Here is a 19,559-nt window from a genome sequence, read left to right on the forward strand (position 1 = left end):
AACTGGTGAACGGCTCGTTTGAGCTGTTCACGACCCGCACCGCGGAGGCGACCAACGACCTTGTCCGGCGGCTGACCTTCGTCACGGTGATGCTGGGTGTGATTGGGGCGGTGGCGGGCGTGTTCGGTATGAACTTCGAGATCCCCTACACCCAGACCGGCGTCCTGGGCTTCTGGGTTGTCATTGGCGCCTTGGGTTCTTTCATCGGCATCGCGGCCGGTCTGGCCCGTCGCAGAGGCTGGATCTGAAGGGCGCCCCGGAAATACTGCTCCCAGCCCAGCAAGTGCTCGAGGGTCAAAGGGCCCTAATGGCAATCCTGTGACCTAAGCCCAAGGGCAGCATTCCCTATGCAACCAAACGTTCCAATAAGGCGGCGGACTTCACTGTCCTGACCGCCGGAGACGTTCTTGACCCGATATCTGCAAAAGCTTGCCCGCGAACGATCTGTGGAGCCCCCGGGCTATTTGTGAGGCAACATGCACTTGCTATGCCGTTGTTTGGTCTTAAATACCGTCTAACGGCTTCGTCGGCGCTCGTCAGAGCCTTGCCTCTCCGACTTCCCACACAAATCCCGTCTGGACCCTCTCGTGTCGACATCCTCCGTTCGTCTGCACCGGCTGCTGCTGGTCGCTTCCCTGCTTGTTCCGGTCATTGTCTTTGTGGCCGCGGCGGCCTGGAACCGGGCGGAGGTGTTGCGCGACAATGAGGAGACCATCATCCGCACGGCGGCCATCCTGCACGAGCATGCCCGCAAAGTTTTCGACACGGTCGACTTGGTGATCGGGCGGGTCGAGGATCGGACCTATGGCATGTCATGGGACGAGATCTCGGCCCCGTCGACCAGCGACTTTCTCCGGAGGATCAAGGCTCCCCTGGAGCAGGCGGTCTCGATCTGGATCACGGATGCGACCGGGCATGTGCGCGCCGGGAGCCAGCCGTGGGATCCCAATGTCAGCATCGGCGAGCGCGAGTGGTTCCAGGCGCAACGGGGACGGGATGTCGGCACCTACATCAGCGCCCCGTTCCACGGCAAGGCCACCCGCATACCCTCCTTCGCGGTCAGCCGTCGCCGCTCGACCCCGGACGGGCACTTTGATGGCATCATCCACGTGGCTCTCAGCCCGGAGTACTTCAGCCGCTTCTTCCAGGAGGCGGCTCCCCCCGGTCCCCATGGTGCAGGACTGATCCGGGCAGACGGCTCTATCCTGGCCCGATCCCCTGTTCCATCCCCGAACAGCCGCCTGGGACCCGACAACGTCCTCATGCGCAGCATCGCGGCCCAGCCCGAGGGGGGCGTTCTGTTTGCGGTCTCCTCGAGCGATCAGCGCGAGCGGTACTACGCTTATCGACATGTGAGCGGGTACCCTGTCTATGTGACCTTTGGCATTGACGCCGCCGCTGTTCTTCAACGCTGGTACCGCAATCTCGCTCTCTATGGGGCTGTGGCACTCCTGTCGGCGCTCACCCTCATCTTCGTGTCCTGGCTGGCGCTACGACGGGCTCAGGCCGAACAAGCAGCTCTTGTGCGGCTGCAGCAGGAGAGCGAACAGCGCCTGACGGCCGAGCAGCGCCTGCTGCAGGCACAGAAGATGGAGAGCATCGGCCAGCTCACGGGTGGCATCGCTCACGACTTCAACAATCTGCTGGCGGTGATCCTCGGCAACCTCGAACTGCTGCGCAAGCGCATCCAAGACGATGAGCGTGCCAAACGGCTGCTGGAGGGGGCATTTCAGGGAGCCCAACGCGGGGCTGCCCTGACCCAGCGGCTGTTGGCCTTCTCGCGCCAGCAGGATCTCACCCCACAGGCGGTCGACGTGCCAAAGCTCGTCTCCGGCATGACCGACCTGCTGGCCCGCTCCCTGGGCCCGAGCATCGAGATCGTCACCCAATTCCCTGCTGGCCTGCCGTCGGTCAAGGTTGATCCGAACCAACTGGAGATGGCGCTGCTGAACCTGGCGGTGAACGCCCGTGATGCGATGCCCACCAGCGGGACGATCACCATCTCGGCCCGCACGGAGGAAGTGGCAGAGGGGAGCGGGCACGGTTTGAGCCCGGGAGCCTACGTCTGCGTCGCGGTCAGTGACACGGGCATGGGCATGGATGAAGCCACCTTGACCCGTGCGATCGAGCCGTTCTTCACGACCAAGGGCGTCGGGAAGGGGACCGGCCTGGGCCTCTCGATGATCCATGGTCTGGCCGTCCAGTCCGGCGGCACCTTGAAGCTGACAAGCCATCTGGGGAAGGGCACGACCGCCGAGATCTGGCTGCCACAGGGCTCAACGGTCATTGCGGCCCCTGCCAACGACACGAGGCTGCGCCCCGAGCATCGGAGCTGCACGGTGCTCCTGGTGGAAGATGATCCCCTGGTGATGAGCGGGACGACCGCCATGCTGGAGGACCTCGACCACAGGGTGGTGCAGGCCTCCTCGGGTGAGCAGGCTCTTCGGATTCTGCGGGACGATCCTTCCATTGACCTGGTGGTGACAGACCATGCCATGCCGGGCATGACCGGATTGGACCTGGCGGATCGGATCCGGGCTGAATGGCCTGCCCTGCCGATCCTGCTCGCCAGCGGCCACGCCGAATTGCCGGAGCGGAGGGGGCTTGCTGTTCCGCGGCTGGCCAAGCCGTTCCGGCAGGACGAACTGGAAAGTGCCATAGCGGCGGTTGTCACGCCGGCCTGCGAGCCCGTCAACGTGGTGCCGTTCCGCAGGGCTGATTAACCCCTAATCTGGAGCGCTTCGCTACCTGCAGATTGGGACGGCATCGCATGGACCTGCACCCAGGCATTCCCCGGTTCGAGCAAGGACCTGGCGCAGACGGACGTGGTCCAGCCTGAGGGGAATGCCGATGCCTTCCAGGTGGTTTGCCCCCTCCAGCTTCCTGCGCCAGTCGGGCGGGCACGCGGCGATCTATTCGGAGTTGGGCGAGGGCACGACGGTCAAACTCTATTTCCCGCGCCTGAGGGCATCCCAGCAGGACAAGGGCGACGAGGCCGCCTTCCATCCTGCCATGCTGCCGAAAGGGAATGGCGAAAGCATTCTGGTCGTCGAGGACGAGGCAATGGTGCGGGAGTTCACGGTATCGGCTCTGGAGGAGGCCGGCTACGTCGTGCTGGCGGCTGCTGATGGACCGAGCGGCTTGGCGCTCTTCGACCGACATCCCGAGGTCTCGCTGCTGTTCACGGATGTGGTGCTGACCGGTCCCCTGAACGGCCGCAAGGTCGCCGACGAGGCGCTGCGTCGGAGGCCTGACCTGAAGGTGCTGTTCACCACCGGCTACACCCGCAATGCCATCGTGCACCACGGGCGGCTGGATGAAGGGGTCAACCTGATTACCAAGCCCTTCACAGCTCAGAGTCTGGCTCTGAAGATCCAGCAAATGCTTGAGAATAGCTGACCTCAGCGCAACCTTATTCTACCGTCTGAAAGCGTGGGCAACTTGTTCTCAGGATCGAACCAAGCCGCGATATGACTGGGCTGTGCTAGCCAACCCACTCATCCCTGCAAAGAAGCGGTCGGATGCTTGATGGGATGTGATCCCAACTGCTCAGGATCCTGAGGTGAGGAAGGACCGCTCCTGGCACTCCTGAGACGTAAGCACTTGGTCCGCTTCGGCGGTCATGAGCCGACGTTCGTTGGGCGGCCGGAAGGTGAAAGGTTGACCCTGAACAGTCCTTCCCTCAGGTGGTCGAATAGAGGCCCATAGGAGCACGGGTAGTTGGTCCTTAGGCTTTGGCCCAAAGCATCCTGGACATTTCCCGTACCTGACATTCGCACCCCTCGGGAGTATCATGTGGCATACAAGGAGGGATGTTCCATGAGCACCATCCCCGAATGGCATCTGTCCGGCGACTGGTTCGATATCTGCAGTTGCGACATTCCCTGTCCCTGTGAGTTTGCTCAGGCCCCCACCAACAACGCCTGCCAGGGCCTGCTCGCCTGGCATATCAGGAACGGTCACTTCGGGCCCGTCCGCCTCGACGGCCTGAACCTGCTCGCCCTGGGGGCTTTCGAGGGCAATCTATGGACCGGCGAAGCGAAGGCCACCATGGGCCTGTTCATCGATGAGAAAGCCGATCAGCCGCAGCGCGACGCGCTGCAGATCATCTTCTCGGGACAGGCCGGCGGATGGCCCGCGAGCTTCGCCGCCACGATCGGCGAGCTGCGGGGTATCGAGTTAGTCCCGATCACGTTCGAGGTCGCGGACGACCTGGGCTTCTGGCGTGCCGAGATTCCGGGCAGGGTCGTGGGGCGGGCGGAAGCCCTGACCGGGCCCACTACGCCGCCGGGGCAGCGCGTCCAGACGATCAATCCGCCAGGATCGGAAGTCGGGCCAGGGCAGGTCGCCACATGGGGCCGGTCGGTCGAAGCCCAGACGGAGGGATTCGGCTTCCAATGGACCGGCGAGAGCCGGTCGAGCAAGCACATTCCGTTCGACTGGTCCGGCCCGGCTTCGGCCTAGCCGCAAGGGAGGCCGGCTTGGCAGGACAAGGCGCTAATCGTACCAAGCGTTTCCCTGGCGAGAGTACGATCGGTCTTCTCAGGCACGCGCGTCTGTCGCTTCTCGTTTCCCTGGTTGTGCTGACAATCGGCGCCTGGGGGCTGACCCTGTACCAGGCGCTCACCGTGGAGAGGCCGACAAGCGTGGCCGTCCTTGGCAGCCCGCCTTCCGGCGGCATGGATGGGATGACCATGGCGGGAATGCCCGCTGCCGGCTTGTCGGTGACGGGAGCCGCCATTTTCGTCGCGGTCTGGACCGTCATGATGGCCGCGATGATGCTGCCGGCCGCCGCGCCGATGATCCTGACCTTCGCCCAGGCCCAGGCTCGGCGGGACCGGGCGGTGCTCGTTCCCACCTGGATTTTCGTTGCAGGCTATGGGCTGGTCTGGCTGCTCGCCGGGTGGGTTGTCTACCCTGTCGTTCAATGGGGCCATGACATGGCTTCCTCCCCGGTCGCGACGGGCTCGTTCAACTGGGCGCCGCTTGCCTTGGGGGGCACCTTGATCGTTGCCGGGTTGTACCAATTGACTCCGCTCAAGCGCCTATGCCTGAGCCACTGCCGCTCGCCGCTGGCCTTCGTGGCGCTCCACTGGCGTGAGGGGCGGGGCGGCGCTCTGCGGATGGGAGTTTTGCATGGGCTGTATTGTCTTGGTTGCTGCTGGGCCCTGTTCGGGATTCTGGTGGCCGCAGGTGTCATGAACCTGGCCTGGATGCTGCTGCTGACTCTGCTGGTCTTCGCCGAGAAAGTGCTCCCTTGGGGCTGGCGTCTTTCACCCATCATTGGCGTGGCTCTCGTTGCCGGCGGGTTGACTGTCGCGGGTGGAATCCTGCCGGTGTCCTGGATGGCCGCCTGACAGCGTCGGCCCAGCACTCGTTCTCTCGGCCGTTGACCCTACGGGAGCGTCCTTCAGTTTACCGCTTTCTCGGAAAAACTAAGGAGATCGGCATTCTTCGGCGAGTGTTGCGTCTGGCGGTAGGTCTGATCGCTCCCCTTGAGGCTCGACCTCGCGATCCAGGTGCCCTTTCGCACATCGAGCCGGTTATCGCCTTGGTATTCGTGAGGTAACTTGCTTCTTGCCTGCGGATCGCGTTCTCCATCGCCAACCTGATGGAGCAGAGTTCAACCGGAAATAGGTCAGACCCTCGCCAGCCGAACACGGCCAAGCTTGCAGGACGTGAGCCATGGAAATGCATCAGGTGCGGTATTTCCTCGCCCTGTGCGAGGACCTGAACTTCACGCATGCAGCCGAGCGTTGTCATGTGGCCCAGCCCTCCTTGACGCGAGCGATCCGGCAACTGGAACAGGAACTCGGGGGTGAGCTCTTCCATCGCGAGCGGGCCCACACGCATCTGTCGGAGCTCGGCCGGATCGTTCGTCCGCACCTGGAGCAGGTCTACCGCGAGATGCAGGAAGCCAAGCGCCAGGCAGGGGACTTCGCCAAGCTGACGCATACGCCCCTCAAGCTCGGCATCATGTGCACCATCGCTCCCGATCAGATCGTCGATCTCGTCGGTGCGGTACGGGCCCGTCATGAAGGGGTCGAGCTGAAGATGGCCGACGCCAATGCCTGGGAACTGGAGGAGCGTCTCCTCCAAGGTCACTTGGAAGTTGCCATCTACTGCATTCCGGGAAAGGAGCCGGACGAGCGGCTCCATGTCCTTCCCCTGTTTCGCGAGCAGATCGTAGCGGCGCTCGGATCACGCCATCGCCTGGCGAGCCGAAACGCCATTCGGGTGAAGGATCTGGACGGCGAATGCTATATCCATCGCACGAACTGCGAGTTTGCGGGCTACGCCGATCCGGTGTTCCAGGCGCAGAACGTCAAATGCACTGCCGTCTATTGGAGCGAGCGGGACGACTGGACATTAGCCATGGTCGCGGCTGGCCTGGGCTGGGCCTTCATGCCGGCCAACTCGGTCAATCATCCGGCTGTGGTCGGCCTGCCGATCATCGAGCCGGAGTTCTGGCGCGAGGTGAACCTCGTCACCGTGCGGGGCCGACCCCACTCGCCGGCCGTTGGGGCGCTGGTACGCGAGGCCATGAGCATGCGTTGGTTCGGCAAGCGGGCTTTGGCGGTAGAGCGTTCCAGAGATATGCCAGAACCAGCCGACCTGCCCATTCCGAGCTGACGAGTCGGCAGTACTGCGTGCCACCCAGCGACGTCATTGGCCGACATGGGTCCCCTGGCCCGGCCTGACGTCGTTGCCACTGCTCCTCAGGCTCCCGATTTTGTGACCAGAACGGGGGTGTCGCGATAAAGGTCCGGGAACAGCTGCTTCAGATCAGCGACCTTCGGGAGATCGTTGATGACGATGTAGGGATAGTGGGGGTGCAGAGTCAGAAAGTCCTGATGGTAGGCTTCAGCCGGATAGAACCCGGTCAGCCGGTCCGCCGTGGTGACGATCGGCTTTGGAAAGACCCGGGCCCGATTCAGCTGATCGATGTAAGCCCGTGCGACCTCGAGCTGGGCGTCGCTTGCTGTAAAGATCGCGGAGCGGTACTGCGATCCGACATCTGGCCCCTGCCGGTCTAGCTCCGTCGGATCATGAACCACCGAGAAGTAGATCTGCAGGATCCGGCCCAAACTGACCTGGTGAGGATCGAACGTCACTTTGACGGATTCCGCGTGGCCGGCCCGTCCCGAGCTGACGGTCTCGTACTGCGCCGTGTCCGCAGTTCCGCCGGAATAGCCGGAGACGGCGCTTGTCACGCCTTTCACATGCTGGAACACGCCCTGGACACCCCAGAAGCAGCCGCCCGCCAGAACAACGGTTTCGGAAGCCGCGCCGAGTGGCTCATCAATGGACGGTGATGGGATGATGACCGCTGCATTGGCGGACAGATCCAACAAACGCCAGAGCCCGAATCCGAGTACGGCAGCCACCAGAGCCGGCCCACCGATTGTCTTCTTCAGATGCCGATGAAGAGCTGTAGCGAGCCTGTTGACACTTGCGTTCGATGACATTGCTTGCTCCTTCAAAACCCGAAACATGGCAGGCCCAACCGGCGGTGTTTGCCGAAATGACAAAGAACGCCGGTCAGATGCCTGCGTACCACTCATAGCCGCGATCTTCCCAGAAGCCGCCGCGGCCAAGACCGATCCCCGCAAGGCTCTCCACGAGCTCAATCCGCATGACGTACTTGGCCATCTTGTAACCGAGCTGACGTTCGACCCGTAGCCGCAGCGGCGCCCCATGCGGGATCGGGAGAGGATGGCCGTTCATGTCGTAGGCCAGGATCGTCTGCGGGTGATAGGCGTCCTCAAAGCCGATGCTTTCGTAATATTGCCCATTGACACCCGCCTCCGGCTCCAGCGCGTCGGCGCAGCGGAAGACGACATAGCGTGCCCGGGCCTGCACCCCGGCCTGTTCCAGCACATGCGCCAGCGGGACGCCTGTCCATTTGCCGATGCAGCTCCAGCCTTCGACGCAGTCATGCCGCGTGATCTGCGTGCGCGAGGGCATGGCCCGGAGCTCAGCGAGAGAGAGCTGCTGCGAACGCTCGACCAAGCCGTCGACCTGCAGCCGCCAATCGGCGAAGCGTTTCTCGGCGAGGGTCTGGTAATCGAAGTCGTCGACCGAGGTCGAGCCATTCGCCCTGAACACCGGCGAGAGATCCGCTTCCGTATATTCGCGGGCCAGCGGGCCCGAGCCCAGCAGAAACCGTTGTGCCCGCGAGGTGGCGCTCTCGGCGCTTTCCAGGATCTGCCGGAACCAGGGCGTTTCGGACAGGCGATCGCAGCCGCCGAGCACCAGAGTTCCCGCCAACGCGGCACTCCGTTTGAGAAAGCTGCGTCGCTCAAGATCAGTTCGCATGAGCGCCTCCCGGGAGGACGTAGGTTCCGGTGATCATCGAGCGCAGGTTGTTCCAGGCCCCCGACAGCAGGACCATCGCAACATGCACGACGACGAAGAGCACCAGCCCGGATGCGGCCAGGAAGTGGATCGTGCGGGCGGACTGCCGTCCGCCGAAGAGGGTCAGGAGCTCCGGAACGGCGGCGTTCATTCCGGGCGACATGGTCAGGCCGGTGAGGACCACCAGCGGCAGCAGCACGAGGGCGACGGCCAGATAGGCCAGCTTCTGGAGCACGTTGTAATGCCGGGCCTCATCACCGCGCGGGAACCGCAGGAGCAGGTGCTCCCGGATCGTATGCCCGATCTTCCTGAATTGCAGGCGGGTCGGCACGAGATCGCGGTGCAGATGGCCGCTGACGAGACTGTAAAGGAGGTATGCCGTGCCGTTGACCACGAGAAGCCAGGCGAAGAAGAAATGCCAACGCCTTCCGGTCGACAGATCCTGATAGCTCGGAACCGTCATCCAGGATGGGAAACCACGCGCCCAGACCTGTCCTCCAGGCCCGGTCGAGGCGCCGAGAAAGCCCGTGGTGTCGAAAGCATGTCCTAAGACCTGGGTGACACCCTTGGTGCCGGCCTCATCGCTGCCGGTTGCCGTCAGGGCCAGGATCGGGTGATCGAATGTAGAGGCTTGGCCCCAGTAGAGCGCCGGATGGGCATTGAAGATCTGAAGGCCGCTCATCAGAAGGACCAGCAGGCAGACGGCATTGATCCAATGGGTCACGCGGACCGTGATGGAGTGCCGGCGGATGGAAGCCGTGGGTTGCTCGACCATGGTCGTCTCCCGTTGCGATGGCTCCATACGATGGTCAAGGTACACCCGATCCGGATGCGCTGATGCACAGACCGCAACACGATTGTGTGACCGCAGGCGCCAAGGTGCCGAAATTCAGGATTGGTCGTTGTCTCCTCAATGAGCCGTCCAGCCGCCATCGACGGGCAGGGCGGCGCCGGTGATGGAAGCAGCGGCGTCACTCGCCAGGAATGTCGCGAAGGCGCCGATCTCTTCGACCACGGCGAAGCGCTTGTTCGGCTGCTCGGCCAGAAGGATGTTCCGGATCACCTGTTCGCGGGGGAGGCCATGCGTCTTAACCTGCTCCGCGATGTGCGCCTCGGCGAGGGGCGTCCAGACGTTCCCGGGGCAAAGCGCATTGCAGGTGATGTTGTCCTCAGCCGTCTCGAGCGCGACCACCTTGGTCAGGCCTACGATCCCGTGCTTGGCCGCCGCATAGGCGGATGTGAGAGGTGCGCCCACCAGGGCAAGGGCTGAGGCGATGTTGATGATGCGGCCCCCGCCTTGCTGGCGCATGGCCGGAAGGGCGAGACGGATGGTGTGGAAAGCGGAGGAGAGATTGATCCCCAGAACCGCATTCCATTTCTCCACCGGAACCTGATCGATTGGGCCGACATGGAAGATGCCGGCGTTGTTGACCACAATGTCCAGCCGGCCAAACGTCTCGATCGCCAAGTTTACCATATCGGCAATCTCGTCCGGCCTAGCCATGTCGGCCGCGGAGTAGGCCACTCTGCTGCCGGTCGCACGCTGCAGTCCCTCAAGGGTGTCGTTGATTTCCTGGGAATTGCCGAAGCCGTTGAGAACCACCGACGCTCCGGCAGAGGCAAATGAGCGTGCAACGCCAAGGCCAATCCCGCTGGTCGAGCCGGTGATCAGCGCCACCTTATCGTCCAGCATTCCTCTCGTGGCCGTGATGCGACGGGAGACTTCAATGTCCATGACCGTTCTCCTGCGGCAGCTTGGTCAGTTCCAACCTTTCCAGGCTAATATTGAGCAGGCGACATCGCGAACGGAAATGCCATCCGGCTTTCATCTCGATAGCTGGCCGCTATGAAGGCCTTGAGGACTCCAGCTATGGACTAAGCGTCTGCATGTGCCCCGCGATCTGTGGCCACTCGTGCCGCAGCGTCCGAGCACCCATGAACAACGACAGGTGACCACAAGGTGCGACGGCTGTCCGGATCTCTCGCGCGGGAGTGCCGACCCGGTCTCGAACCGCAAGCAGCTGAGGCGCAGGCGTGACATCATCATCCCGACCGGCGAGAAGAAACAGCGGCGCTTTGACGGCGGAGAGATCAAGGAGCTGGCCAAGTGCCCGAAACTCGCCCTTGGCCAGCTCATTACGTCGGAACAACTGTTCCACGACTTGGAGGTAGAAGGCCCCTGGCAGATTGATCGGGCACTGATGCCAGTGCCGATAGCGCTCAACCAAATCTTCGCAGATGTCCGCACCAACCTGCAGGACCTGCTGCGTTGTCGGACGATCAGGTGGGGCGGCGCCCCACACCCCCAGCATACGAGAGCCTACGATCAGCCCGTCGCCAGAATGAACCAGACCTTCGAGGATCGTCGGGGCGGTCGCCCGTGTGCCCGCAACCAGGTGTGATGGCGCAGCGTCAAGGTCAATCGGCGAGCCCACCAGAACAAGACTATGGATCATCTTGGGGAACCGTGCTGCGAGCATCAGCGACAGCCATCCACCCTGACACAGCCCGATCAGGTTCACCTGTCCCCCAAGGTCCTGCACCACCACCACCAAGTCGGCCAGATAACTGTCGATCGAGAGGAAGCGCATCGATGTCGTTGCCGATTTGCTCTCGACGAGACACACCTGGGCCAAGCCCTCCCGCAGCAGGCTCTCGATCAGGCTGTGCCCTGGAGCGAGATCAGACAAGGTGGCGCCATGCAGCGCGAAGGGCGCCACAACCAACGTGGGCAAGCCTCCCGGATCGTGCGAGAATTCACGGACCCGGAGGGTGGGCAGGTCCAGGCGGACCCGGTTCGGCGTTGTCCAAGCCGGCTCCTGTCCGATGGACTCGACGGGGCCCGCGCCGACGAGGGCCTGCCGGACGGCGTTCAGGGCAACCTCGCCCGCGCAGGTAGCCGCCACGACCGGCCACAGCCATGGGTTCCACAGGGGAGGCTCAGCCTTCATGGCCACATGCCTTTGCGGAGTGGTCGAGCCAATCGGTTTCGACCATCGGCTCCCTTTTGACTGCTTTTCAGGCCGCTGTCATCATCATACCGGGCCGAGCCTCGTGCAGGATGAAACCCTCGACCGGATCGAATTCGCCCGACCACGGCGCCAGTTCCAGAACCCGGCTGGTGTCGGCATAGCCCGCCTCCCAGCGGCGGCGGATGCCGCGCGGACTGAAGTCGATGTCCTTGGTGTGGTCATCCCCCTCGAACGGCGGCGCCAGCAAGCGGACGACATGCATGCGGGTCAGGCAGCCGTAAGCCGCCAGCTCCCGCACAGCCGCCGTCTTCTGCTCCTTGTCCGGTAGCCGGCGCACGAGCTCGGCGATAACGTGGCGCAGCCGGTGAATCTGCTTCTGCCGGGCGATGTGGCTGACCGCGCGGCTGGAGTACTGGATGTCCTTCTGCCGACCCATCACCTGCCAGATCGTGTCTGGCTCGGGCCCCTGCGGGTTCCAGATGTGGACCGCGAAGATGACCGAATTCTTCCGCGGGTTGTCATCGAACACGGCCTCGACCGGCGTGTTCGACAGGATGCCGCCGTCCCAGTAGAGATCGCCATCGATCCGGATGGCCGGGAAAGCCGGGGGCAGGGCGCCGGAGGCCATCACGTGCCGGATATCGAGATCCATGTCGCGGCTGTCGAAGTAACGCATCTCACTGGTGCGCACATTGGCGGCTCCCACCGTGAGACGCGTCTCCCTACCGTTGATGCGGTCGAAATCCACGAGATCGGTCAGGGTCCGGGCCAGCGGCGAGGTGTCGTAATAGCCGGCGGTCTCCGATCCGAGGGACACCTGGAGACCCAGAAAAGCCGGCAGGTTCGGCCTGAAGAAGGCCGGAATGCCTTGGGTGATGGTGGTCAGGTTCGTGGCCAGCGGCCCCACGAGAGGCCACGCCCCAAGGAGTTCTATCCACGGGCTGTGCTGCATGCGGCTCCAGAACTCCTGAAGCCGCTCCATCCGATCCTCCGGGGCATTGCCGGCGATCATGCTGGCATTGATCGCTCCGATCGAGGTGCCGATCACCCAGTCGGGCTCGACGCCGGCCTCATGCAGTGCTTGGTAGGCGCCGATCTGGTACGCCCCGAGTGCGCCGCCGCCCTGCAGCACGAGGACGATCTGGCCGAGCTCCTTCGGGATGCGTCGCCGGCGGGCCGGTACGACGTCCGGGAGCCGCTGCTCGGTGATCGCGTCAGGGGGCGTTCCCGCCCGCTCGAGTTCGCTGATCACTGCTGCATCGGAGCCCTTGTCCGCCTTGAGGACATCAGGTGTGACGTGTTTGAGCATGGCGTCCTCCTCAGTGGGCGGTCCAGCCGCCATCAACCGGGAGCGCAGCACCGGTAATCGAGGCCGCGGCGTCGCTGGCGAGGAAAGTCGCAAAGGCGCCGATCTCATCGACAGTGGCGAACCGCTTGTTGGGCTGCTGCGCCAGGAGCACGTCCCGGATGACCTGCTCGCGTGGAATGCCATGCGACTTCGCTTGCCCCTCGATCTGAGCCTCGACCAGAGGGGTGAAGACATAACCTGGGCAGATGGCGTTGCAGGTGATGTTCTGCTCCGCCGTCTCGAGAGCCACCACCTTGGTCAGGCCGACGATGCCGTGCTTCGCCGCCACATAGGCGGATTTGAACGGCGACGCGACGAGGGCGTGTGCCGAGGCGATGTTGATGATGCGGCCGCTGCCCTGCCGCCGCATCGCCGGCAGGGCGAGACGGATGGTGTGGAAGGCGGAGGAGAGGTTGATCGCCAGGACCGCATCCCATTTCTCGACCGGGAACTGATCGATGGGGCTGACATGCTGGATGCCGGCGTTGTTCACCAGGATATCGAGCCGACCGAAGCTCTCCAGGGCAAGATTGACCATGCGGGCGATCTCGTCCGGTTTGGTCATATCGGCGGCCGAATAGACGGCTTTGCTGCCTGTCTCGTTCTGCAAGCCTTCAAGGGTAGTGTTGATCTCGTCCGGCTTGCCGAAGCCGTTGAGGACCACCGAGGCGCCGGCGAAGGCGAACGAGCGGGCAATCCCGAGCCCGATCCCGCTGGTGGAGCCGGTGACGATGGCGACCTTGCCGTCCAGAACTCTCGCGGAACCGGTCGCTGGTTGGGTGAGGGCGACGTTCATGATGATCCTCCTGCAGGGTTGTCGTGATACGTTCCGGTGGCTGGTATCCGGCCCTCCGACGATGGCAGCGAGAGGCTCGGATCCGAAATGCCGGTTCGCTGTCGTATTGATAGAGACTCGCTATCGAGCCCCCCGCCTGCGCCTATTGGACCGCGGCCGGAGACGGGGGTGGAACATTGCGCCCTGCCTCGGGCGCAGGCCCCTCGGACGCAGGTCGCAGCTGGACAGCAAGGAGTGCGGCCGCCAGGAGCGAGAGACCGACGCCCGCGACGCAGGCCGCCCAGCCGTACCGGTCGAAAACCTGGCCCAGGATCGCACTGCCGACCAACCCGCCCGAGAAGTAGGAGGCGAGATAGAGGCCGCTCGCAGAGCCCCGGTCCGTCGTGGCCGCATGGCTGACGAACCCTGTGGCGGTTGCCTGGGCGAAGAAGGTGCCGACGCCCACAAGCATCAAGCCGGTCAGGATCGCAGGGAGACTCGGCACGACCAGGAGGGGCAGGCCGAGACCTGCGACGGCCAGCGATCCCCAGAAGGTGGGCCGGGTCCCGAACCGCTGCACCGTGCGACCGGCCAACAGGGTGGTGACGATGGAAGGCGCAAAGACGAAGTAGACGAGGCCGAGGCTCATCTGGCCGATCGCGATCGGCTCGCGAACCAGCACGAAGTTCACGTAAGTGAAGGTGCCGATGAAGGCGAACAGGATGCAGAAGCCGATGGCGAAGCTGGGGCGCAGAAGCGGGTTGCGCAGATGCTCGGCCCAGACGGAGAACGGTGACCGGTCAGGCTCGCCCTGATCTATCATCATCGCGGATTGCGTGAGCCAGACATAGACGATCACGGCGCCGAGCAGGTTCAGGCCCGCCAGGGACAGGAAGGTCGCCGGCAGGCCGAGATGGTCGGCAAGCCCCGCCGCCAGAAGCCGGCCGAAGAGGTTGCTGGCAACATTGCCGGTGATGTAGGCCGCGAAGGCGCCGCCGGCATCCGTGGCGCTGCAATGCTCGCCCAGATAGGCGAGGGTGAGGGTGAAGGCGGACGCCATGCATAGCCCCTGAGCGATCCGCAGCACCGTGAAGGTCGTGAGGTTGGGTGCGACCGCCAGCAGGGCTGTCGGGATCGCCAGCAGCGTGAGGCTGATCAGAATGCCGCGCCTGCGGTCGATGCGATGGCTGAAGTAAGCGACGCCCAGGCAAGCGACCGCCATGCCCATCGTGGTCGCGTTCACGGCAAAGCCCATCGCCGCCGGCGTCACGCCATAGCTTCGGGCCAACGCCGGCAGGATGGCCTGAGTGCCGAACAGATCGACCACCGTCAGGAAGGCAATCAGGCCAATCAGAAGAGTCCGTTCGACCGTGCCGGCATGATGGCCGTGCATCGGCATGGCCCGGTCTTGGCTGGACGCTGTCATCATCGTCTCCCGTCGCAGGAGGGTAGTCTGGTGCTCGGTCCGATAGGCCGAGCACCAGCCGAAGCAGCCGGACCCGTCACATCATGTGTGGGTCCGCCATGTTGTGGAACACGTCAGAGGACAGCAGCACGACCGGGGCCTTGCTGGTGTTCTTCCACCAGTGCTGCACGCCGCTCTTCTCGACCGAAACCTCGCCCGCCTTGTGGACGATTGGCACGGAGCAGTTGCTGGCGTATTCCTCGATCGTGCCCGAGACGACGTAGATCAGGGCCGGCCGGTCCTCGTGGCTGTGCCAGGGCACAACGCCGCCGGGCTGGATGACGAGCTTCCGGGTCCGCAGCTGATGATCGGCCAGGTTCACCTTCTCCTTGGACAGGTCGACCGACGCCAGGACGGTATCCGTGACACCCTGTGGTTTCGTCTCGCCGGAGGTTCGGACGCCGGGGCTGACTTTATCCGCCGGGCACTCCCCGGCGCTTGCCGGGGCGGCAAGAATGGCACCGGCCACGAGGGTGGCCGCGCAGAGCCCGGTCCGGAGCATAGAGCGGCCTCGAATTTGGTTCAGCATATCCATGTCTCCTCTGTTCCGCTGCGCCCAGATGGAGGCAACCAGGTGGAGCCGGCGCGATGCGGTAGCCTCATGGTCGGTCAGGCCAGAACGGATTGGAAATGCCGAGTGAGCCTTGATTCCATAGCCAGAAGCTATCACCGCAGCGGACCGATCGGCGGTAGTCTGAGAATGCCACCGATCAGCCCATGGGGAGGATCCCAATGGAAATGCACCAGATCCGGTACTTCCTCGCCGTTTGCGAAGATCTCAACTTCACGCGGGCGGCCGAGCGCTGCAATGTCGCGCAGCCCTCCCTCACCCGAGCAATCAAGCTGCTCGAGGAGGAACTTGGGGGCGTTCTATTCCATCGCGAGCGGACCAACACCCACCTGTCGGAACTGGGGCGCATGGTGAAGCCGCATCTCGAGCAGGTCTATGCCCAGACAGAGGCAGCCAAACGGCAGGCTTTCGACTTCGCCAAACTGAAGAAAACCAGACTGCGACTCGGGGTGATGTGCACGATCCAGCCAGATGAACTCATTGACCTGGTCAGCGGTCTGCAGTTGCGGCACCCGGGAATTGAGCTTGAGGTGGTCGACGCCAGCGCGGCTCAGCTGGAGAGCCGGCTCCTGAACGGGGACCTCGAGGTGGCGATCTACTGCATCCCAGGGCAGGAGCCGGATGAGCGATTACATTACATGCCGCTGTTCCGGGAACAGTTCATGATTGTGGTGTCGCCCGATCACCCTTTAGCACAGCGCAACACCATCCGCCCACGCGACCTCACGGGTGATCGCTATCTCAACCGGGTTAACTGCGAGTTCTACTGCTATGCCGGGGCGCTCTGGCGCGAGCATGGGTTCGAGGGCTGCGAAACTGTGTACCGGAGCGAAAGGGACGACTGGATCCTGGCGATGATCGCAGCCGGTCTCGGCTTTGGCTTCATGACGCAAAGGTGCGCCAAGCATCCCATGGTGGTCTGCCGTCCCATGGTCGATCCCGAGTTCTGGCGCGAGGTGAACCTTGTCACGGTCCGCGGGCGTCCGCATTCCCCCGCAGTCGGCGCCCTGGTCAAAGAGGCGATGCAGGCCCGTTGGCTCGGCCAACCCGCGATTGCAGCAAGTGTCGAGAAGAAGCGGATAGCTGTCGAGCAGCCATCCCCTGAGCTGGCTCAGTGAGAGCTATGCCGCTCCCTTCAGACATTCCCTCGTGACCTCGGCACCTTGAGCGCCAGACTCGGGCTTCGGATCGGGACCGGTGATGAGGCGTGCGCCGCGCTGGAAGCTCACATAGGTCCAAGCCCAGTTCATCGCCACGACCAGCCGGTTGCGGAAGCCGATCAGGAAGTAGATATGGGCCAAGCTCCAGAGCCACCACGCCAGATAGCCGCTAAGGCGGAGCCTGCGGAACTGAACCACCGCCTTCTTCCGGCCGATGGTGGCGAGCGATCCCGGGTCGCGATAGCGGAAGGGCGGGAGATCGCTGCCGGAAACGCGCGTTCGGATCAGATTGGCGACATATTTGCCCTCCTGCTTCGCCACAGGGGCAACGCCCGGAAGTGGTTTGCCGTCCATGTCGAGCACGTGGGCCGTGTCGCCGATGACAAAGATGTTTGGATGACCCGGGACGCTGAGGTCCGGCGCGACTTTGACCCGGCCAGCCCGGTCGGCCTCGGCCTTGAGCCACTGACCCGCCTGTGAGGCCTGCACGCCCGCGGCCCAGACAATGGTGCTGGCCTCGATCCGCGTGTCTCCAAGCATCACACCCGTCTCATCACAGCCGGTCACCATCGTGGAGACGCGGACTTCGACCCCCAGGTCTTCCAGGGAACGCCTTGCGGCCTCGGAGAGATGCTCCTCAAAGACCGGGAGGAGGCGAGGACCTGCCTCGATCAGGATGATGCGGGCGTGTGCCGGATCGATCGAGCGGAAATCGGCTGCAAGTGCCTTGCGGGCCAGTTCGGCGATGGCTCCCGCAACCTCAACCCCTGTCGCGCCGCCACCGATCACCACAAATGTGAGAAGGCGACTGCGCTCCTCCGGGTCTGGTTCAAATTCGGCCTTCTCGAAGGCCAGCAGGATCTTGCGCCGCAGGCCCGTGGCATCGTCGATTGTCTTAACTCCTTTCGCGAACGCTTCCCACTCGTCATGGCCGAAGTAGGCGTGCCGGGCGCCGGTCGCGAGAACGAGATAGTCGAACGGAATCCGACGGTCTCCCGCCATCACCTCCCCGGACATCGTGTCGATGCCCGTCACTTTTGCCAGCATCACGGAGGAATTCCGCTGTCCGTTGAGGATCGTGCGGATCGGCGACGCAATATCAGCCGGTGAGAGGGCTGCCGTCGCCACCTGATAGAGCAGGGGCTGGAACAGGTGATAGTTGTGCTGATCGATGATCGTCAGGTCGACTGGTGCCTGGGCCAAATCCTTCGCCACCGTCAGACCGCCGAAGCCTGCGCCAACGATCACGACACGAGCCCGTTTGGGGGCATTGGAGAGTTCCGTCATGGGATCCTCCTGAGGAAATGACGGCGATTGTCCCAGGTGGCTTCGAGAAACAGAAATATCACCTCTCTATGAGCTCCATGCCTAATGGCTATCTGCCCCACTCCGAATATGGCATCAGGCGGCACGCCGCTGCTGGCGCGAGTTAGCATCGGCAGCGATTGGCAGGCTCCTGTGCATGTTCATCTGACGGCGCAGGACCTCCATCACGGCCGCGGGTGTTGGTTGGCCGAGGATAATGTCGCCGGCACGGGATGACCGGGCCTGCGGAGCCGCGACGACGACGGCACGACCGGAATGGGCATCATGGTACTCATCGGCCAGGATCCAGCCGTCGATCAATCCGGGGAGGCTTGCCCGGGTGTAGAGCCAGCCGATGGGGTGCTGCCAATCCCGAAGCATGACAAAGGCCTGCTCGCCGCTCTCGGCCGTGATGACATCGTGACCGGCGGCCCGGAGCCACTTCACGAGGGCCTCCCAGAACATCGGATTGTCGTCAACGATGAGAATGCGGTCGTGCTCGTTGGTGCTCATGAAGGCCTCTTGGTGCCAGTGTCCGCCGGTCGAGTCCGGAAGCGTCGGATACGAGCATGATGGCAGGCGAGATGCATGAGATGAAATGCCCGTTACCTGTCATGTCGATAGAAACTGGGTATGAGCACTTCCGGCAGCAGACGGGTAGGATGTCTCTCGTGAGACTAATCATGCGGCGGATATCCGCAAATGGTGCCATCACAGCCCTGCTTTAATCGCCAGGAGGACGAAATGGCTCTTCTCATACCCGTGATCCTGGGCTCGGTTCGCTCCGACCGCCAAGGGATCAAGGCTGCCCGCTTCATCTTTCGTCATCTGGAGACCCGAGGGGCCGTGGCGCCTTTAGTGGACCCGCTCGAGCTGAAGCTGCCGCTGCTCGACCGCATGTACAAGGAATATCCCAAGGGAGAGGCCCCCGAGACTCTCGAGCGTCTTGCTGAACTCTTCCGACGCGCGGATGCTTTCGTGGTCGTGTCCGGAGAGTACAACCACAGCATTCCGCCTGGCCTGTCGAACACGCTGGATCACTTTCTGGAGGAGTATTCCTGGCGGCCTTCCGCCATCGTCTGCTACTCGGGCGGGCGCTTCGGCGGCGTCAGGGCTGCCATGCAGCTGCGGGCGATGCTCTGCGAGCTTGGGACACCCAGTATCCCATCCCTGCTGCCGATTCCCGAGATCGGTACGGCGCTCACATCGGACGGACATCCGGAGGTGGCGTGGCTCGACAAGGCCGCCACCCGCTTTGTCGACGAGCTGGTGTGGTACGCCGAGGCCCTGCGGCGCCAGCGTGCTGAAGGCACGCCGTATTGACGCTTCCTACCGACCGTGCGGTGAGGGTGGGCGGTGGACCACAAGACAGGAGTGAGGAAGGCCGTAGGACCGTTGGCGCATCCGTGTTTCCTGTGCCGCCGGTGATATAGGTGCGCCGTCAGAATGGTGCCGACCCCTTGCCTGCTGGATCTCATCTGGAGTTTGGCCCTTTCAGGCGGGGAAGCATGCGGCCTCAGTGAGGCGATTGAGCAAGGCCCGCGGGATTTTCACCTGGTCTCGGTCTTGCCGGGACATGTCAAAACTGGCGCTCCATAGTTTGGC

19 protein-coding genes are annotated in these 19,559 nt (G+C 63.6%); 8 read left to right on the forward strand and 11 right to left on the reverse strand.

Features of this window, described 5'->3' with window-relative positions; translation table 11 throughout:
- The 6 genes from NF876_RS38990 to NF876_RS39015 form a co-directional block, all read left to right on the forward strand.
- Positions 1-248 (forward strand): CorA family divalent cation transporter (locus NF876_RS38990; protein ID WP_315975120.1); only part of this gene is annotated, 248 nt, incomplete at its 5' end.
- Positions 249-587: 339 nt separating this feature from the next.
- Positions 588-2,723, forward strand: coding sequence for a hybrid sensor histidine kinase/response regulator family protein (locus NF876_RS38995; protein ID WP_315975121.1), 2,136 nt, complete (start codon positions 588-590; stop codon positions 2,721-2,723).
- Between the two features lie 127 nt (positions 2,724-2,850).
- Positions 2,851-3,399, forward strand: a complete 549-nt coding sequence (locus NF876_RS39000; protein ID WP_262273223.1) for a response regulator — start codon at positions 2,851-2,853, stop codon at positions 3,397-3,399.
- 420 nt (positions 3,400-3,819) lie between these two features.
- Positions 3,820-4,464: a DUF1326 domain-containing protein gene (locus NF876_RS39005; RefSeq protein ID WP_262273224.1), complete on the forward strand. Its 645-nt coding sequence runs from the start codon at positions 3,820-3,822 to the stop codon at positions 4,462-4,464.
- 17 nt (positions 4,465-4,481) lie between these two features.
- Positions 4,482-5,357: a DUF2182 domain-containing protein gene (locus NF876_RS39010; RefSeq protein WP_262273225.1), complete on the forward strand. Its 876-nt coding sequence runs from the start codon at positions 4,482-4,484 to the stop codon at positions 5,355-5,357.
- A gap of 328 nt (positions 5,358-5,685) precedes the next feature.
- Positions 5,686-6,633, forward strand: a complete 948-nt coding sequence (locus NF876_RS39015; RefSeq protein ID WP_262273226.1) for a LysR family transcriptional regulator — start codon at positions 5,686-5,688, stop codon at positions 6,631-6,633.
- Positions 6,634-6,719: 86 nt separating this feature from the next.
- On the opposite strand, the gene msrA is transcribed toward NF876_RS39015, so the two are convergent.
- From msrA to NF876_RS39060, 9 genes are all read right to left on the reverse strand, one after another.
- Positions 6,720-7,469, reverse strand: a complete 750-nt coding sequence (gene msrA, locus NF876_RS39020) for a peptide-methionine (S)-S-oxide reductase MsrA (protein WP_262273227.1) — start codon at positions 7,467-7,469, stop codon at positions 6,720-6,722.
- A 73-nt stretch (positions 7,470-7,542) separates the two neighbouring features.
- Positions 7,543-8,319 carry a molybdopterin-binding protein gene (locus NF876_RS39025; protein ID WP_262273228.1) on the reverse strand — a complete coding sequence of 259 codons (777 nt, stop codon included), beginning with the start codon at positions 8,317-8,319 and terminating at the stop codon, positions 7,543-7,545.
- Positions 8,309-9,133, reverse strand: a complete 825-nt coding sequence (locus NF876_RS39030; protein WP_262273229.1) for a cytochrome b/b6 domain-containing protein — start codon at positions 9,131-9,133, stop codon at positions 8,309-8,311. The genes NF876_RS39025 and NF876_RS39030 overlap by 11 nt, the downstream gene beginning before the upstream one ends.
- 135 nt (positions 9,134-9,268) lie before the next feature.
- Complete coding sequence (locus NF876_RS39035; RefSeq protein ID WP_262273230.1) at positions 9,269-10,093, reverse strand: 3-hydroxybutyrate dehydrogenase; 825 nt, start codon at positions 10,091-10,093, stop codon at positions 9,269-9,271.
- Between the two features lie 133 nt (positions 10,094-10,226).
- Positions 10,227-11,309 (reverse strand): alpha/beta fold hydrolase, encoded by a 1,083-nt coding sequence (locus NF876_RS39040; protein WP_262273231.1) that lies wholly within the window; start codon positions 11,307-11,309, stop codon positions 10,227-10,229.
- Between the two features lie 67 nt (positions 11,310-11,376).
- The gene (locus tag NF876_RS39045) at positions 11,377-12,639 is read right to left on the reverse strand and encodes a patatin-like phospholipase family protein (protein ID WP_262273232.1); all 1,263 of its coding nucleotides are present in this window, start codon (positions 12,637-12,639) and stop codon (positions 11,377-11,379) included.
- A gap of 10 nt (positions 12,640-12,649) precedes the next feature.
- Positions 12,650-13,474, reverse strand: coding sequence for a 3-hydroxybutyrate dehydrogenase (locus NF876_RS39050; RefSeq protein ID WP_262273233.1), 825 nt, complete (start codon positions 13,472-13,474; stop codon positions 12,650-12,652).
- 142 nt (positions 13,475-13,616) lie between these two features.
- Positions 13,617-14,879, reverse strand: coding sequence for an MFS transporter (locus NF876_RS39055; protein WP_373696781.1), 1,263 nt, complete (start codon positions 14,877-14,879; stop codon positions 13,617-13,619).
- A 76-nt stretch (positions 14,880-14,955) separates the two neighbouring features.
- Complete coding sequence (locus NF876_RS39060; protein ID WP_262273234.1) at positions 14,956-15,447, reverse strand: cupin domain-containing protein; 492 nt, start codon at positions 15,445-15,447, stop codon at positions 14,956-14,958.
- Between the two features lie 203 nt (positions 15,448-15,650).
- Here NF876_RS39060 and NF876_RS39065 point away from each other — a divergent pair, with 203 nt between their 5' ends.
- The gene (locus tag NF876_RS39065) at positions 15,651-16,607 is read left to right on the forward strand and encodes a LysR family transcriptional regulator (protein ID WP_262273235.1); all 957 of its coding nucleotides are present in this window, start codon (positions 15,651-15,653) and stop codon (positions 16,605-16,607) included.
- Positions 16,608-16,610: 3 nt separating this feature from the next.
- Here NF876_RS39065 and NF876_RS39070 read toward each other — a convergent pair whose 3' ends face one another.
- Both NF876_RS39070 and NF876_RS39075 read right to left on the reverse strand, forming a co-directional pair.
- Entirely contained in the window at positions 16,611-17,936 is a 1,326-nt protein-coding gene (locus NF876_RS39070) for an NAD(P)/FAD-dependent oxidoreductase (protein WP_262273236.1), read from the reverse strand.
- 114 nt (positions 17,937-18,050) lie between these two features.
- Positions 18,051-18,467: a response regulator gene (locus NF876_RS39075; RefSeq protein ID WP_262273237.1), complete on the reverse strand. Its 417-nt coding sequence runs from the start codon at positions 18,465-18,467 to the stop codon at positions 18,051-18,053.
- 231 nt (positions 18,468-18,698) lie between these two features.
- Between NF876_RS39075 and NF876_RS39080 the strand changes: the two genes are divergently transcribed.
- Positions 18,699-19,277, forward strand: coding sequence for an NADPH-dependent FMN reductase (locus NF876_RS39080; RefSeq protein ID WP_262273238.1), 579 nt, complete (start codon positions 18,699-18,701; stop codon positions 19,275-19,277).
- Positions 19,278-19,559 lie beyond the last annotated feature (282 nt).

The organism is Microvirga yunnanensis (assembly GCF_025460875.1).